The organism is Streptomyces sp. NPDC001668 (assembly GCF_042893155.1).
Classification (GTDB): Bacteria; Actinomycetota; Actinomycetes; order Streptomycetales; family Streptomycetaceae; genus Streptomyces.
Genome location: NZ_JBIAUQ010000001.1, coordinates 646,850 through 661,353 on the forward strand (window position 1 = coordinate 646,850; position 14,504 = coordinate 661,353).

A 14,504-nucleotide genomic window follows, 5' to 3' on the forward strand; every position below is an offset into this window, starting at 1 on the left:
GACCCCTGTACGGCGCCCCCTGCCCGGCCCGGCCTGCTACGGCACCTGCTGGTACGTCTTGTCCTCGTCGGAGTCGTAGATCAGCTTGCCGTCCTTGTCGTAGCCCTTGACGTGCGGGTTCCTGGTGACCTGTTCGGTGAGGGTGCCCGCGGCGGCGAACCAGCCGTGGTCGAGGACGGCCTCGCTGGTGGCGCCGCCGTAGGACACGGTCACCTTGGCCACCGTCGGATCCACCGTGCCGATGAAGCCCCAGCTGAACGGCAGCTTCCAGTGGCCCTTGTTCAGGAAGGACTGCTGGTAGAGCTTGTTGGCGTTGACGTCGGCGAGCACGGGCGGGGAGTCCGGCAGCCGGTCGCTGCCACCGCTGTAGTTGAGCCCGGAGGCCACGCCGCCCTTGATGTTGCAGACCAGCCGGACCTCCGACGGTTTCTCCTGCACGGCGACCACGAAGGTGCCGTCACCGGGCGAGTTGAGGTCCCCGGTGCTCTTCAGCGCCAGGATGATCCGGTAGTCCTCGGCCTTGCCCAGGTGCAGGTCGCGGGCGCCCATGGCGACGTTCTTCCGGTGCTCGGCGATGCACCCCTCCAGCCCCTCCACGGCCTGCTCCCGGGTGATCCCGTCCCGCAACTGCCCCGCCGTGGCCGGTCCCGCGGGCCCGCTGGGCGTGGCGGAGGGGGTGGGGGTGGAGGCCGGTGTGGCGCTCGCGGACGCCGTGGGTGTCGTCGCCGTGTCGGCCGTCCCCGTCCCCCCGCCGCCCACCGCGAACGCCCCCACCGGCACCGCGGCCAGTGTCACCAGGACCGCCCCGGCCACCGCCACCCGGCGGCGCCGTTCGACCACACCCTGGCGACGGATCTGCGGGTACGGCGCCGGCGAGGGCCGGATCGTGTACGCGTCCTCGGCGAGCAGCTCCCGCAGTTGCTCCTCGAAGTCCCGCTCCCCTTCGCTCATGTCGCTCACTTGGTGCCTCCCTGCGGCGCGCGGTCCATGACCTGCGCGAGCCCCGGATACGTACGCAACTTCGCCAGTCCCTTGGACGCCTGGCTCTTGACCGTGCCCTGCGAGCAGCCGAGCACCTCGGCGACCTCCGCCTCCGACAGGTCCTCCCAGTAGCGCATGACGACCACCGCCCGCTGCCTGGGCGGCAGCCCGGCCAGGGCGCCCAGCAGCACCCCGCGTTCGTCGACCCGCGCCACGGCCTCGTCGCGGCCCGCCCGCTCCGGCGGCGTGTCGGTCAGCGACTCCTTCACGCGCCGCTTGCGGAAGCGGTCGCTGTTGCACGTGACGAGCATCCGCCGGACGTACGCCTCCGGATTGTCGCTGCCCGACACGCGCCGCCAGGAGCGGTACGCCTTCGCCAGCGCCGTCTGCGTCAGATCCTCGGCGTGGTGTGCGTCGCCGGTGAGCAGATAGGCGGTCCGCACGAGGTGCGACCACCTGGCTCTGACGAATTCCTGGAACCGGTCCTCTAGTTCGGCCTGCATCAAGCACCCTCCCTCGCCCACCAGACCACGGTGGGGGCGGATTCGGTTGCCCGGGTGTCGATGACGGGTTCGAATGGGGTGATGAAGGGGTGGAACTGGGACCCGCACGAGCCCGGCATCCTCCGGTTGCCGTCCGGGCGCCTGGTGCGGGGCCGCGGCCTGAGGTACCCGCTGGATCCGGCCGCGCCGACACCGTCGTACGGCGTCTATCTGCTCGGCGGCCGCCCGCCGGAGGTCCCGTGGGCCTCCCGCTGGCTCCGCTGGCCGGACTTCCGACTGCCCGCGGACCGCGGGGAGGCCCGTGACGTGCTCACCGAGGCCTGGCGGCGGTCCGCCGAGGAACGGGTGGAGATCGCGTGCGGGGGTGGCAAGGGCCGTACGGGAACGGCCCTTGCCTGCCTGGCGGTTCTGGACGGAGTGCCGGCGGGGAGCGCGGTGGCCTACGTCCGCGAGCACTACGACCGGCGGGCGGTGGAGACGCCGTGGCAGCGCCGGTACGTCCGGCGGTTCTGACCGGTCAGCCCAGGGTGTCGGCGACCACCGCGGCCGCGTCGGCGACCAGCGCGTCGTCCCGTACGGCGTCCGGCTCGGGCATCGTCGACAGCACGGACAGGACGATCGGGTCGCCCGCCTCCGTCCGGACCACGCCCACGTCGTTGGCGGTGCCGTAGGAGCCGCTGCCCGTCTTGTCGGCGATCGTCCACGTCTTCGGCAGTCCCGCGTGGAAGCGGTTCACGCTGGTCGTGTTGCTGAGCAGCCAGTGCGTGAGCAGGCCGCGGTCCCGGCGGTTCAGCGCGTCGCCGAGGACGAGACGGCCGTAGGTGCGGCCGATGGCGTACGGGCTGGTGGTGTCCGTGAGCCGCCAGGGCTCGGCGGTGTTCAGCTCGGGCTCCCAGCGGTCGAGGCGGGTCACCCGGTCGCCGAGGGAGCGGGCGAAGCGGGTGATCGCGGTGGGGCCACCCAGTTCGCGCAGGAGGAGGTTTCCGGCCGTGTTGTCGCTGTGGGTGATGGCCACCTCGGCGAGTTCGGCGATCGTCATGCCCTCGGCCAGATGCTCCTTGGTCTGGTCCGAGCCCGGCATCACCAGGTCGGCCTCGGTGTAGTGGATCCGGCGGGCCAGGATCTCGCCGTGCCGGTCCAGGTCGCGCAGGACGGCCGCGGCGGCGAGGGTCTTGAACACGGAGCACATCGGGAAGCGCTCGTCGGCGCGGAAGCGGACGGACCGCCTGGTGGTGAGGTGGTGGGCGTAGACGCCGAGCCGGGCGCCGTAGCGCGCCTCCAGCGCGCGCAGGCGCGCGGAGACGTCGTCGGCCGCGTACGCGGCCTTGCCGGTCAGGAGGGTGGCCGCACCGGCGGCCACGAGCGTGCGGCGGGACAGCTTTCCGGTGCCTGAGATCTTGCTCTCCTTCGAACGGGAACAGATGCCGGTCTCTTCAATGATCGACGTCGGTGGTCATCCCTTGGTTGCACGGTCGTAGACCATCGGCCGACGGACGGGACCGCCCGCGGCCGACACAGTGGCCGCATGGAGAAGACAACGGGGATCAGCCGGGCCCGGTTCCTGGCGGGAGCCGCAGGGGCCGGGGCGGCACTGCTCCTGCCGGCGGCCGGGGCGGCAGCGAACACGCGAAGGCGCGGACTGGAGCGCCACGGAGTCGTCTACACCGTCGGCGCGGGCGAGACGCCCGGCACCGCCTGGAGCGCCACCCGTATGCGCGCCGACATCCGGGCCCTCCGCGACGACCTGCACGCCGACACCGTCGACGTCACCGGCGACGGCGTCGAACGCCTCACCGCGACCGCTGCCGAGGCGGCGGAACGGGGACTGCACGTCTGGCTCCAGCCGACCCTCGGGGACGCCCCGCAGCGGGACATCCTCGACCACCTGGCGGAGTGCGGCCGGTTCGCGGAGCGGCTGCGCCGGCAGGGCGCGAGCGTCGAGCTCAGCGTGGGCTGCGAGTTCTGGCTGTTCGTGCCGGGGATCCTGCCGGGGGACACGGTCCTGGAGCGGGTCCGGAACCGCGTGAACGGCACCTTCGACCCGGTGAGGACGCAGCGCGAACTGGACCGCTTCACCGCGAAGGCGGCCGAGGTGGGCCGCTCGGTCTTCCACGGCCGCCTCGGCTACGCCGCCGCCCAGGACGACAAGGTCGACTGGAACCTGTTCGACGTGGTCGGCATCGACTACTACTCGTACTTCCGTCAACCGCGGGAATACGTACGCGAGTTGAGGCAGTACCTGCGCTGGGGCAAGCCGGTCGCCATCACCGAGTTCGGCACCTGCACGTTCGTCGGCGCTCCCGAGGCGGGCGGCATGGGCTGGGACATCGTCGACTACGACAAGGACCCGCCGGAGATCAAGGGGAACGTCGTCCGCAGCGAGCACACCCAGGCCGTGTACCTCACCCGGCTCCTCGACGTCTTCGAGTCGATGGGCCTCTACGCCGCGATGGCCTTCGAGTTCCTCACCGCCGACGCTCCCCACCGCCCCGACGACCCGCGCCACGACCTCGACATGGCGAGCTACGGCATCGCCAAGGCGATCAAGGACCGCCCCGACGACCCGCGTTCGGACTGGCACTGGGAACCGAAGGAGGCGTTCCACGCGCTGGCCCGACGGTACGGGCGGTGCGCTCACCCGCAGTAGAGGTCCTTGGCGGGCCGCTTGCCCGTGGCCAGGAAGCGGGACACGGCCGCGTCGCCGCACGCCGTGCCGTTGCCGAGGTAGGCGTCATGGCCGGTGGAGTCGTTGGTGACCATCACGGCACGCCGTCCGAGCGCCTCACGGAGCTTGAGGGCACCGCTGAGCGGAGTGGCGGGGTCCCTTTCGTTCTGCACCATGAGGATGTTGGACGGGCCCTGGTCGGAGACGTGCACCGGCGCCTCCTTCGGCTCCCACGGCCAGGAGGGACACGCCATCGCGTTCCGCGGCATGCCCCCGGTCAGCGGGAACTGGGCACGGCTCTTGGCCACGCCCTGGCGGTACACCTCCGGGTCGCCCGGCCAGTCGACGTCGTTGCAGATGGTGGCGGCGGCGACCGCGGTGACGTTCTGGAGGACGGCCTCGGGCGGTCCCGCCGGGGCGGGCGGCACCGTGCCCTTCTCGGCGGCGAGGAGCAGCTTGGCGAGGGCCGGGTAGTCGTCCGGGTCGTAGAAGGAGTCGAGCATCGACTGGCGCAGGACGTTGCCGTTCAGCTCCTCGGGGTTGGCGCCCGGCCAGGGGATCGGCTCGCGGTCGAGGCGGGCGGCGAGCTTCAGGAACAGGGGCCGGACCTCGGCGGCCGTGTCGGCGAGCCGGTCCGGATTGCCGGGCGCGGAAGCCCACTTCGCGAACTCCGGGAAGTTGTCCTCGGCGCCCCGCTCGAACGCGGCGAGCCAGGCACGCTCGGCGAGGGCGGGGTCCGGGTTGTCGTTGCTGTCCAGGACGACACGGTCGGTGCGCCGCGGGAACAGCTGGAGGTAGGCGTCGGCGACATAGGTGCCGTACGACACGCCCCACATGGACACCTTGCGCTCGCCGAGCGCGGCGCGCACGCGGTCCAGGTCGCGGGCCTCGTTGAGGGTGCTGATGTGCTTGATGAGCTCGCCCCCGTTGCGCGCGCAGGCCTCGGAGACGCGCTTGCCCGCGGCCATGTTCGCGTCGACGGAGCCGTCCGCGGAAGGCCAGGGCAGCAGGGTCGTGCGGGCCAGGTCCCGGTGTTCGAGCCCGCAGTCGACGGCCGTCGAGGGCGCCATCCCGCGCGGGGCGAAGCCGATCAGGTCGTAGGCGTCCCGCACCTTCTTCGGCAGCTTCTGCCCCTTCCCCGAGGGGTCGTTCATGCTGTCGCCGCCGGGACCGCCCGGAACGAGCAGCAGGGCGCCGCGCCGGGCGTCCGGGTTCTCGCTGCGGATACGGGAGACGGCGATCTCGATCTTCGGGCCGTCCGGGTCGGCGTAGTCCATGGGCACGGAGACGGTCGCGCACCGCTGGCGTGGATCGAGGCCGCTGCCCTGACACTGGGTCCACGTGAGGCCGCTGGTGGCGGACGCGCTGATCGGCGTCAGGGCGCCGAGGACGACTCCGGAGGCGGCGGCGATCAGGGCGAGGCTCTTCGTCATCTGCTTCATGCGAGGAGCCTCGCGGATCGTGCGCTGTCGCCCCATCCGGTCAACTGCCGGATCTGCAGGGGGGTTTACCCCCTACTTGAGGAGCCCGAGGAAGTGGGTCCAGGTGTCGGTGGGGAAGGCGAGGACGGGGCTGTCCGTGCCGAGTTTGGAGTCACGGACGGGCATGACACCGGGGATTCCGTCGGCGACCTCGACGCAACTGCCGCCCTCGCCGTTGCTGTAACTGCTCTTGCGCCAGGAGGCGTTGCTCAGGTCGTACTCACGCATCGTCTGAAGTCCTCCGCCGCCGAGGCGATCAGGGTCAGGGACGCCTCCGGCGACAGCGCGGCGACCCTGAGCAGATCGTATGTGCGCTGGGCCCGTTTCACCACGGCCGGATCATCGATGAGCGTTCCCGAAAACGCCGTCTCTGTATAGGCGAGCGGAGGTGCGTCATCGAACTCCATGAGCTGTAGCATCCCGGCGATCGAGGCGTAGGCCCCGGCCGCGAACGGCACCACCGTCAGCCACACCTTGCGGTCCCGCATCAACCGCGCGATGTAGTCCAGTTGCTCGGCCATGGCCTGCGGGCCGCCGACCGGGATGCGCAGCACGCTCTCGTGCAGAACCACCCAATACTCGGGCCTTGTCGCGTCCTTGAGGATCTGTGCCCGTTCCAGACGGGCGGCGACTTTCTCCTCGACGTACTCGTCCGTGACGAACGGGTTCGCGGCGATCGTCACCGCTCCGGCATAGGCCGCCGTTTGCAGCAGCCCCGGCACCACGGTCGGCGCGAACTCGCAGATCCTCGTGGCCGTGCGCTCGAACTCCACGACCTGCGCGAAGTAATCCGCGTACCGCTTGTCGTCGATGAGCTTCCTGCACAACCGCTCGAAAATACCGTCGGTTTGTAGAACTTCGTCGATCCGCTGCGAGATATCCAGCTGCGGTTTTCGAAAGGCCTGCTCGAACTGCCCGATATAGGCGCCGGAGACGAAGACCCGTGACCCCAGCTCCGCCTGGGTCATCCCCACCTCCTCCCGGTGCCGCCGCAGTTCCGTTCCGAAGAACTCCCACGCTGCCTGCCGTGAACCATTGGCCATGGTCAACCCCCTTGTTCAGCTTCGCACTTGTAGTGCACAGACTCCTGCCGAGTGTAGGGAAAAAAGGCCACCGTGGAGCAGGGAAGAGTAAAACCCGAAAAAGGCGGGGAGTTCGAAGAAATCGGAGTCAGGAGGGAATCGGTGACGGAAATGCCCGTGGGTTCGTACGTCGTGGACACCAGTACCGGGAGGTCCGGCGTCGTGATGGGGCATGAGGGGCCGTACGTCCAACTCAGACCGTACGGCGGCGGCAGGGAGTGGGACGCGGTGCCGGACGCCCTGCGGGAAGCCACCCCGGCGGAGGGTGTAGTCACGGACGCCGACGACCACGGCTGCGCGTAGGCGAGAATGGGCTCATGAGTCTGTTCCGCTACGACGGCACCGTGCCGCGCCCCCCGCGCGGGGGTGTGCGATGAGTCTCTTCCGGGACGACGGGGTCGTGCTGCGGACGCAGAAGCTCGGGGAGGCCGACCGGATCATCACGCTGCTCACGCGGGGTCACGGGCGGGTACGGGCCGTGGCGAGGGGCGTGCGCCGCACCAAGTCCAAGTTCGGCGCCCGCCTCGAACCCTTCTCCCACGTCGACGTGCAGTTCTTCGCGCGGGGGAGCGAGCTGGTCGGGCGCGGGCTGCCGTTGTGCACGCAGAGCGAGACCATCGCTCCGTACGGTGGCGGGATCGTCTCGGACTACGCCCGGTACACCGCCGGGACGGCCATGCTGGAGACCGCCGAGCGGTTCACCGATCACGAGGGCGAGCCGGCTGTCCAGCAGTACCTGCTGCTGGTCGGCGCCCTGCGCACCCTAGCCCGGGGCGAGCACGCGCCCCACCTCGTCCTCGACGCCTTCCTTCTGCGCTCCCTCGCGGTCAACGGCTACGCCCCCAGCTTCAGCGACTGCGCGCGCTGCGGCATGACCGGACCGAACCGCTTCTTCTCCGTGGCGGCCGGCGGCTCGGTCTGCGTGGACTGCCGGGTGCCCGGCAGCGTCGTACCGTCGCCGCAGACCCTGGAACTCCTCGCCGCGCTGCTTACGGGAGACTGGGAGACCGCGGACGCGAGTGAGCCGCGGCACGTCCGGGAGGGCAGCGGGCTGGTGTCCGCCTACCTGCACTGGCATCTGGAACGCGGGCTCAGGTCCCTGCGTTACGTAGAGAAGCAACCCTGAGAGGGAGACGATCAGCACCATGGCCGTAAACGGGATCCTGGGGCGCCGACGGCGCGAGTACAGGGCGCCGGAGCCGCACCCGTCCGGCGCCCGCGCGCCGAAGCTCCCCGGTGAGCTGATCCCCGAGCACGTGGCGATCGTCATGGACGGCAACGGGCGGTGGGCCAAGGAGCGCGGGCTGCCCAGGACCGAAGGGCACAAGGTCGGCGCCGAGCGGGTCCTGGACGTGCTCCAGGGCGCGATCGAGGCCGGCGTGAAGAACATCTCGCTGTACGCCTTCTCCACCGAGAACTGGAAACGCTCGCCCGACGAGGTCCGCTTCCTCATGAACTTCAACCGGGACTTCATCCGCAAGACCCGCGACCAGCTCGACGAGCTCGGTATCCGGGTGCGCTGGGTGGGCCGGATGCCCAAGCTGTGGAAGTCCGTGGCCAAGGAGCTCCAGGTCGCGCAGGAGCAGACCAAGGGCAACGACAAGCTGACGCTGTACTTCTGCATGAACTACGGCGGCCGGGCCGAGATCGCCGATGCCGCGCAGGCCCTCGCCGAGGACGTGAAGGCGGGCCGCCTCGACCCGGCCAAGGTCAACGAGAAGACCCTCGCGAAGTACCTGTACTACCCGGACATGCCCGACGTGGACCTGTTCCTGCGGCCCAGCGGCGAGCAGCGCACCTCCAACTACCTGCTCTGGCAGAGCGCGTACGCCGAGATGGTGTTCCAGGACGTTCTGTGGCCCGACTTCGACCGCCGTGACCTGTGGCGGGCGTGCGTCGAGTTCGCCTCCCGGGACCGCCGCTTCGGCGGAGCCGTCCCGAACGAGGAGCTGCTCGCCATGGAGGAAGCGATGAAGGGCGACCCGGAGGCCTGAGCCTCCGACCCGCCCCTCGTCGCTCACGGGATCAGCTCGTCGTCACCGCCGTGTCGTCGATCACGAAGCTCGTCTGGAGCGAGGAGTCCTCGACCCCGGTGAACTTCAGGGCGACCGTCTGACCGGCGAAGCCCGACAGGCTGAAGGACTTCTGGACGTACCCCGAGGCCGCGTTCAGGTTGGAGTACGTGGCCAGGGTCGTCGAACCGGCGGTCACCGTCAGCTTGTCGTACGCCGTGCTGGTGGTGGTCTCCGCGGTGTCGACGTGCAGGTAGAAGGTGAACGTCGTCCCCGTGCAGCCGCTCGGGATCGTCACCGACTGGGAGAGCGTGTCGGTGTGGGTGGAGCCGTAGCCGTCCAGCCAGGCCTTGTAGGAGCCGGTGCGGGCGGCTTCACCGGTGTCGTTGGTGATGACACCGCTGGACGCGCTCCAGGTCGTGCTGCCCGACTCGAAGCCCTGGTTGCCGAGCAGCTGCGTGGAGGTGCAGCTGCCGCCGCCGGTCGCGCTGACGGTCCAGGTGAAGGACGCCGTCCCGGTGGCTCCGGTGCTGTCGGTGACCGTGACCGTGGTGCTGTAGCTGCCGGCCGTGGTCGGGGTGCCGGATATCAGCCCGGTGGAGCTGCTGATCGAGAGGCCGGCGGGCAGTCCGGAGGCCGCGTAGGTCAGTGCGCCGCTGTTGGTGCTGCTCGCGCTGACCTGGAGGCTCACAGCCGTCCCGACTGTGGCGGACTGGCTGCCCGGGTTGGTCACCGTCACGCCGGTCGACGGCACGGTGATGTGGCTGCCGACGTTGATGCCCGCGAAGGCGTTGCCGACACCGGCGTACTGCGCGGAGCTGGTGCCGTAGAGGGCGGCGGCCGCGTTCAGGGCGGCGGTGCGGGCGCCGGCGTAGTTGGTGCTCGACGTCATGTACGTCGTCAGCGCCTTGTACCAGATCTGCAGGGCGGCGGCCCGGCCGATCCCGGTGACGGCGACGCCGTCCGAGGTCGTGCTGTTGTACGTGACCCCGTTGATGGTCTTGGTGCCGCTGCCCTCGGAGAGCAGGTAGAACATGTGGTTCGCGGGTCCGGACGAGTAGTGCACGTCGAGGTTGCCGACGCCCGAGTACCAGCTGTCCGCAGAGCCGCCGTCCTTGCTGGGCTTGTCCATGTAGCGCAGCGGGGTGCCGTCGCCGTTGATGTCGATCTTCTCGCCGATGAGGTAGTCGCCGACGTCGGAGGAGTTGTTGGCGTAGAACTCCACCCCAGTGCCGAAGATGTCGGAGGTCGCCTCGTTCAACCCGCCGGACTCACCGGTGTAGTTGAGGCCCGCCGTGTTCGAGGTGACACCGTGGCTCATCTCGTGCCCGGCCACGTCCAGCGAGGTCAGCGCGTGGGTGTTGCTGGTGCCGTCGCCGTACGTCATGCAGAAGCAGCTGTCGTCCCAGAAGGCGTTGACGTACGCCGAGCTGTAGTGGACGCGGCTGTAGGCGGCCACCCCGTCGTTCTTGATGCCGCTGCGGCCGAAGGTGTTCTTGTAGAAGTCCCAGGTCTCCTGGGCACCGTAGTGGGCGTCCACACCGGCGGTCTGGGTGTTGGAGCCGGAGCCGGTGCCCCAGACGTCGTCGGCGTCGGTCATCAGGGTGCCGGTGCCCGAGGTGCCGTTGTTGAGGCTGTACGTCTTGTGGCCGCCGCGGGTGGTGTCGTACAGCTGGTACGTCGAACCGGACAGCGTGGTGCCCAGGGTGACCGTGCCGCTGTACTGGCTGTTGCCGGTGCCGGTCTCGATGCCCTCGAAGCGGGACAGCTCGGCGCCGGTGGTGGCGTCGGTGATGACGTGCAGCTTGCTGGGCGTGCCGTCGTCCTGGAAGCCGGAGACCACCGTCTCCCAGGCCAGCTTCGGGGTGCCCGAGCCCGCCCAGATCACCTTGCGGGCGCTCTGCGCGGCCGGGGCCTCGGCCTTGAGCGCCTTGGCGGTCTTCAGCGCCTTGGACTCGGCCGCCGCCTTGCCGAAGGTGGCGGCCGTCGACTTCACCGAGACGGTACGGCGGTTGTTGTTGAAGGTCGCGCCGAGCGTGCCCGTCGCCTGGGCGGCCGGGGGCGTGTGCACGACCAGGTCGCCGCCGAGGACGGGCAGACCGTCGTAGGTGCGCTCGTAGCGGGTGTGCAGGGTGCCGTCGTTGTCCTTGACGACGTCCTTGACGACCAGCTTCTCCTTGGCGCCGAGGCCGAGGGAGTCGGCGGTCGAGGCGGCCCTGCCGGACGCGCTCTTGATCAGGGCGGTGCGCTGGGCGGGGGAGAGCTTGGCTTCCAGGCCCCCGGTGCGCAGGGGGTTGGGGTGGGGGGAGGCGGGGCCCGCGGCGGCGGGCACCGTCTGGACGCCTACGGCGAGGAGGGACGCGGCGGCCACCAGGGACGCGGCGACAGCTGATCTTCGTGGGGAGGGTCTCACTCGTACTCCTACTGCGACGACGGGGAGGGAGGTGCCGTGCGGGAACTGCGTGAGAGCTGGAGGGAGCGTGGCACGGTTGTCCGGGTCATGTCATGCAAAGGAGTGCGAGCCGAGGGTTATCCCTCGGCTCCGCTGTGTGTTCCTGTGTGTTTCCTGAGGGTCAGCCCTGGGAGGTCGCGCAGTCCGCGCAGGTGCCGAAGATCTCCACGGTGTGCGCCACGTTGACGTATCCGTGCTCGGCGGCGATCGCGTCGGCCCACTTCTCGACGGCCGGGCCCTCGACCTCCACGGCCTTGCCGCAGACCCGGCAGACCAGGTGGTGATGGTGGTCGCCGGTGGAGCAGCGCCGGTAGACGGACTCGCCGTCCGAGGTGCGCAGGACGTCGACCTCGCCCGCGTCGGCGAGGTTCTGGAGGGTGCGGTAGACGGTGGTCAGACCGACGGCGTCGCCCTTGTGCTTGAGCATGTCGTGCAGTTCCTGCGCGCTGCGGAACTCGTCGACCTCGTCGAGGGCCGCCGCCACGGCGGCCCGCTGCCGGGTGGCACGGCCCTTCACGGGCGGTCCTGCGGTCGTCACGAAATGCCTCCTTGCTTCGGCGCCTGCCGGGCCATTGTGCCAGCCCGGCCCGTGCCGGGTCAGACGCCGACCGGGCCGTCCGCCTCCCGACTGGCCGGAATCGCACACTCGGCGGGGTCCGGGGCGGGCTGCGCGGCGGCGGCCGCCCGGGCCCGCCGCCTGGCCAGCGGGGTGGCCAGAGCCGTCAGCGCGACGAACGCGCCGATGGTCAGCAGCACGATCGTCGCGCCGGGCGGTACGTCCTGGTAGTACGAGGTCACGGTGCCGCCGATCGTCACCGTCACGCCGATCGCCACCGCGATCGCGAAGGTGGCCGCGAAGCTCCGGCTGAGCTGCTGCGCCGCCGCCACCGGCACCACCATCAGCGCGCTGACCAGCAGCAGCCCGACCACGCGCATCGCGACGGTCACCGTCACCGCGGCCGTGACCGCGGTCAGCAGGTTGAGGGCCCGCACCGGCAGCCCGGTGACCCGCGCGAACTCCTCGTCCTGGCTGACCGCGAAGAGCTGCCGGCGCAGACCGAGCGTGACCAGGACCACGAACGCGGCCAGCACGCAGATCGCCGTCACGTCCGACTCGGAGACCGTGGAGAGCGAACCGAACAGGTACGAGGTCAGGTTGGCGTTGGAGCCGCCGGGCGCGAGGTTGATGAACATCACGCCGCCGGCCATACCACCGTAGAAGAGCATCGCGAGGGCGATGTCGCCGCGGGTCCTGCCGTACCAGCGGATCAGCTCCATGAGGACCGCGCCGAGGACGGAGACCAGGGTCGCCATCCACACCGGGGACCAGGAGAACAGGAAGCCGAGGCCGACGCCGGTCATCGCGACATGGCCGATGCCGTCGCCCATGAGGGCCTGGCGGCGCTGGACGAGGTAGATGCCGACGGCGGGGGCGGTGATGCCGACCAGGACGGCGGCGAGCAGGGCCCGCTGCATGAAGGCGTAGTCGAGGAAGTCCATCAGCTCAGCAGTCCTGTGCGCATCGGCTCGTGCTCGGGGGAGTGGGGGTGGACGTGGTCGTGGCCGGGCAGGGCATGCTGGCCGACCGCGCGCGGGGGCGGGCCGTCGTGTTGCACACAGCCGTCGCGCAGGACCACGGCGCGGTCGATCAGGGGCTCCAGCGGGCCGAGTTCGTGCAGCACGAGCAGGACCGTGGTGCCCTGGGCGACCTGGTCCTTCAGCGTCCGCGCGAGCACCTCCTGGCTCGCCAGGTCCACGCCCGCCATCGGCTCGTCCATGATCAGCAGTTCGGGTTCGGCGGCGAGCGCGCGGGCGATCAGCACCCGCTGGTGCTGGCCGCCGGAGAGGGCGTTCACCGAGTCCTTGGCGCGGTCCGCCATGCCGACCAGCTCCAGGGCCCGGCGCACCGCCTCGTGGTCGGCCTTGCGCAGGACGCCGAAGCGGGCCCGGGACAGGCGCCCGGAGGAGACGATCTCCGTCACCGTCGCCGGGACACCGCCCGCGGCGGTGGTGCGCTGCGGGACGTAACCGACCCGCGCCCAGTCCCGGAAGCGCCCGCGGGGGGTGCCGAACAGCTCGATCTCCCCGGCGGACACCGGCACTTGGCCGATGATCGTGCGGATCGCGGTGGACTTGCCGGAGCCGTTGGCGCCGAGCAGCGCGACGACCTCACCGCGCTCCACGGTGAGGTCGATGCCGCGCAGGACGGGCCGCGAGCCCAGGTCGGCGCGGACCGCGCGCAGCGCGATGACGGGCTCGGTCATGCCGTCCTCCGATGTCATTTCGCTCCCAGGGCGCTCTGCAGCGCCTTGAGGTTGGCTTCCTGGACCGAGAAGTAGTCCTTGCCGCGGGACTTCTTCGTGATGCCCTCGATCGGGTCGAGGACGTCCGTCCTGAGCCCGGCGTCGGAGGCGATGGTCTTCGCGGTCTTGTCGCTGACGAGCGTCTCGTAGAACACGGTCGTGACGCCGTCGGCCTTCGCCATCTTCTCAAGGTCCTTGACGCGGGCGGCGCTCGGCTCCGACTCGGGGTCCAGGCCGTTGATGGCCTCCTCGGTGAGGCCGTAGCGCTCGGCGAGGTAGCCGAAGGCGGCGTGGGTGGTGATGAAGACCTTGGTGTCGGTGTTCTCGAGGCCGTCCTCGAACTTCGTGTTCAGGGCGTCGAGCTTCTTCACCAGGGCCGCGGTGTTGGCCTTGTAGGCGGCGGCGTGGTCGGGGTCGGCCTTCTCGAAGGCCGCGCCGACGCCCTTGGCGACCTCGGAGTACTTCACCGGGTCGAGCCAGATGTGCGGGTCCTCGCCGCCGGCTTCCTCGCCGTGTTCGTCGTCGTGCTCGGCCGCGTGGCCGCCGACCTCGTTGCCGTGCTCCTCCAGCGAGGTGAGGGAGGCGGCGTCGATCTTCGTCTTGATCCCGGACTGGTTCACCGCGTCGTCGACGGAGGGCTGGAGGTTCTTGAGGTAGAGCACCGCGTCGGACTCCTGGAGCTGCGCGGTCTGCTTGGCGCTGATCTCCAGGTCGTGCGGCTCCTGGCCGGGCTCGGTGAGGCTGGTGACGTGCACGTGGTCCCCGCCTATCTGCTCGGCGAGGAAGGCCATCGGGTAGAAGGACGCGACGACGTCGAACGTGCCGGTGCCGCCCGCGGCGGCGCTGTCGGTGGAGCAGGCGGACAGGGCGGAGAGGGCGCCGGCGGCAGCGACCATGGGTATGAGGCGACGTCGTACGTTCATGACAGTCATTTTCATCAAATATGGAAACCGTTGTCAACAAAGTCCGGGTCGCGAACCGATTTGATACGAGGGGTGGCCGCGCCGGTAACCTGAAGCATTCGC

General features: G+C 70.3%; 16 protein-coding genes. 5 read left to right on the plus strand and 11 right to left on the minus strand.

The window, feature by feature from the left end:
* Nucleotides 1–36 precede the first annotated feature (36 nt).
* Complete coding sequence (locus tag ACFYZ8_RS02890) at nt 37–951, minus strand: hypothetical protein (RefSeq protein ID WP_388536859.1); 915 nt, start codon at nt 949–951, stop codon at nt 37–39.
* A gap of 5 nt (nt 952–956) precedes the next feature.
* The gene (locus ACFYZ8_RS02895; protein ID WP_359037335.1) at nt 957–1,484 is read right to left on the minus strand and encodes a SigE family RNA polymerase sigma factor; all 528 of its coding nucleotides are present in this window, start codon (nt 1,482–1,484) and stop codon (nt 957–959) included.
* An 81-nt stretch (nt 1,485–1,565) separates the two neighbouring features.
* Here ACFYZ8_RS02895 and ACFYZ8_RS02900 point away from each other — a divergent pair, with 81 nt between their 5' ends.
* Nucleotides 1,566–1,997, plus strand: coding sequence for a protein phosphatase (locus ACFYZ8_RS02900; protein WP_388536828.1), 432 nt, complete (start codon nt 1,566–1,568; stop codon nt 1,995–1,997).
* 4 nt (nt 1,998–2,001) lie between these two features.
* On the opposite strand, the gene bla is transcribed toward ACFYZ8_RS02900, so the two are convergent.
* Nucleotides 2,002–2,907, minus strand: a complete 906-nt coding sequence (bla, locus tag ACFYZ8_RS02905; protein ID WP_388536861.1) for a class A beta-lactamase — start codon at nt 2,905–2,907, stop codon at nt 2,002–2,004.
* 102 nt (nt 2,908–3,009) lie between these two features.
* On the opposite strand from bla, the gene ACFYZ8_RS02910 reads away from it, so the two are divergent.
* The gene (locus tag ACFYZ8_RS02910) at nt 3,010–4,131 is read left to right on the plus strand and encodes an abortive phage infection protein (RefSeq protein WP_388536829.1); all 1,122 of its coding nucleotides are present in this window, start codon (nt 3,010–3,012) and stop codon (nt 4,129–4,131) included.
* On the opposite strand, the gene ACFYZ8_RS02915 is transcribed toward ACFYZ8_RS02910, so the two are convergent.
* The 3 genes from ACFYZ8_RS02915 to ACFYZ8_RS02925 all read right to left on the minus strand — a co-directional run bounded on the left by ACFYZ8_RS02915 (nt 4,119) and on the right by ACFYZ8_RS02925 (nt 6,673).
* Nucleotides 4,119–5,591, minus strand: a complete 1,473-nt coding sequence (locus tag ACFYZ8_RS02915; RefSeq protein WP_388536830.1) for an alpha/beta hydrolase — start codon at nt 5,589–5,591, stop codon at nt 4,119–4,121. The two genes, ACFYZ8_RS02910 and ACFYZ8_RS02915, sit on opposite strands and share 13 nt — an antisense overlap.
* 72 nt (nt 5,592–5,663) lie before the next feature.
* Nucleotides 5,664–5,858, minus strand: coding sequence for a DUF397 domain-containing protein (locus ACFYZ8_RS02920; RefSeq protein ID WP_388536832.1), 195 nt, complete (start codon nt 5,856–5,858; stop codon nt 5,664–5,666).
* Nucleotides 5,840–6,673, minus strand: a complete 834-nt coding sequence (locus ACFYZ8_RS02925; RefSeq protein WP_388536834.1) for a helix-turn-helix transcriptional regulator — start codon at nt 6,671–6,673, stop codon at nt 5,840–5,842. Before ACFYZ8_RS02925 ends, ACFYZ8_RS02920 begins: the two co-directional genes overlap by 19 nt.
* A 150-nt stretch (nt 6,674–6,823) precedes the next feature.
* On the opposite strand from ACFYZ8_RS02925, the gene ACFYZ8_RS02930 reads away from it, so the two are divergent.
* The 3 genes from ACFYZ8_RS02930 to ACFYZ8_RS02940 all read left to right on the plus strand — a co-directional run bounded on the left by ACFYZ8_RS02930 (nt 6,824) and on the right by ACFYZ8_RS02940 (nt 8,706).
* A complete protein-coding gene (locus ACFYZ8_RS02930; protein WP_388536863.1) occupies nt 6,824–7,015 on the plus strand; it encodes a hypothetical protein in 192 nt (63 codons plus the stop codon).
* Nucleotides 7,016–7,085: 70 nt separating this feature from the next.
* Entirely contained in the window at nt 7,086–7,838 is a 753-nt protein-coding gene (recO, locus tag ACFYZ8_RS02935) for a DNA repair protein RecO (protein WP_037717107.1), read from the plus strand.
* A 19-nt stretch (nt 7,839–7,857) separates the two neighbouring features.
* Complete coding sequence (locus ACFYZ8_RS02940; protein ID WP_007381899.1) at nt 7,858–8,706, plus strand: isoprenyl transferase; 849 nt, start codon at nt 7,858–7,860, stop codon at nt 8,704–8,706.
* Nucleotides 8,707–8,737: 31 nt separating this feature from the next.
* On the opposite strand, the gene ACFYZ8_RS02945 is transcribed toward ACFYZ8_RS02940, so the two are convergent.
* The 5 genes from ACFYZ8_RS02945 to ACFYZ8_RS02965 form a co-directional block, all read right to left on the minus strand.
* Entirely contained in the window at nt 8,738–11,137 is a 2,400-nt protein-coding gene (locus ACFYZ8_RS02945; protein ID WP_388536836.1) for a M4 family metallopeptidase, read from the minus strand.
* Between the two features lie 160 nt (nt 11,138–11,297).
* Nucleotides 11,298–11,714 carry a transcriptional repressor gene (locus ACFYZ8_RS02950; protein WP_359037319.1) on the minus strand — a complete coding sequence of 139 codons (417 nt, stop codon included), beginning with the start codon at nt 11,712–11,714 and terminating at the stop codon, nt 11,298–11,300.
* 59 nt (nt 11,715–11,773) lie between these two features.
* Nucleotides 11,774–12,676, minus strand: a complete 903-nt coding sequence (locus ACFYZ8_RS02955) for a metal ABC transporter permease (protein ID WP_388536838.1) — start codon at nt 12,674–12,676, stop codon at nt 11,774–11,776.
* On the minus strand, nt 12,676–13,458 hold the full coding sequence (locus ACFYZ8_RS02960) for a metal ABC transporter ATP-binding protein (protein WP_359037315.1): 783 nt from the start codon (nt 13,456–13,458) through the stop codon (nt 12,676–12,678). The genes ACFYZ8_RS02955 and ACFYZ8_RS02960 overlap by 1 nt, the downstream gene beginning before the upstream one ends.
* On the minus strand, nt 13,455–14,402 hold the full coding sequence (locus ACFYZ8_RS02965) for a metal ABC transporter substrate-binding protein (RefSeq protein ID WP_388536840.1): 948 nt from the start codon (nt 14,400–14,402) through the stop codon (nt 13,455–13,457). Before ACFYZ8_RS02965 ends, ACFYZ8_RS02960 begins: the two co-directional genes overlap by 4 nt.
* Nucleotides 14,403–14,504 lie beyond the last annotated feature (102 nt).

What these genes read in the sequence shown, in the direction of transcription:
- ACFYZ8_RS02890 (WP_388536859.1), bottom strand. Translation starts at nt 951, where the DNA reads ATGAGCGAAGGGGAGCGGGACTTCGAGGAGCAACTGCGGGAGCTGCTC.
- ACFYZ8_RS02895 (WP_359037335.1), bottom strand. Translation starts at nt 1,484, where the DNA reads ATGCAGGCCGAACTAGAGGACCGGTTCCAGGAATTCGTCAGAGCCAGG.
- ACFYZ8_RS02900 (WP_388536828.1), top strand. Translation starts at nt 1,566, where the DNA reads ATGAAGGGGTGGAACTGGGACCCGCACGAGCCCGGCATCCTCCGGTTG.
- ACFYZ8_RS02910 (WP_388536829.1), top strand. Translation starts at nt 3,010, where the DNA reads ATGGAGAAGACAACGGGGATCAGCCGGGCCCGGTTCCTGGCGGGAGCC.
- ACFYZ8_RS02915 (WP_388536830.1), bottom strand. Translation starts at nt 5,591, where the DNA reads ATGAAGCAGATGACGAAGAGCCTCGCCCTGATCGCCGCCGCCTCCGGA.
- ACFYZ8_RS02920 (WP_388536832.1), bottom strand. Translation starts at nt 5,858, where the DNA reads ATGCGTGAGTACGACCTGAGCAACGCCTCCTGGCGCAAGAGCAGTTAC.
- ACFYZ8_RS02925 (WP_388536834.1), bottom strand. Translation starts at nt 6,673, where the DNA reads ATGGCCAATGGTTCACGGCAGGCAGCGTGGGAGTTCTTCGGAACGGAA.
- ACFYZ8_RS02930 (WP_388536863.1), top strand. Translation starts at nt 6,824, where the DNA reads ATGCCCGTGGGTTCGTACGTCGTGGACACCAGTACCGGGAGGTCCGGC.
- recO (WP_037717107.1), top strand. Translation starts at nt 7,086, where the DNA reads ATGAGTCTCTTCCGGGACGACGGGGTCGTGCTGCGGACGCAGAAGCTC.
- ACFYZ8_RS02940 (WP_007381899.1), top strand. Translation starts at nt 7,858, where the DNA reads ATGGCCGTAAACGGGATCCTGGGGCGCCGACGGCGCGAGTACAGGGCG.
- ACFYZ8_RS02955 (WP_388536838.1), bottom strand. Translation starts at nt 12,676, where the DNA reads ATGGACTTCCTCGACTACGCCTTCATGCAGCGGGCCCTGCTCGCCGCC.
- ACFYZ8_RS02960 (WP_359037315.1), bottom strand. Translation starts at nt 13,458, where the DNA reads ATGACATCGGAGGACGGCATGACCGAGCCCGTCATCGCGCTGCGCGCG.
- ACFYZ8_RS02965 (WP_388536840.1), bottom strand. Translation starts at nt 14,402, where the DNA reads ATGAACGTACGACGTCGCCTCATACCCATGGTCGCTGCCGCCGGCGCC.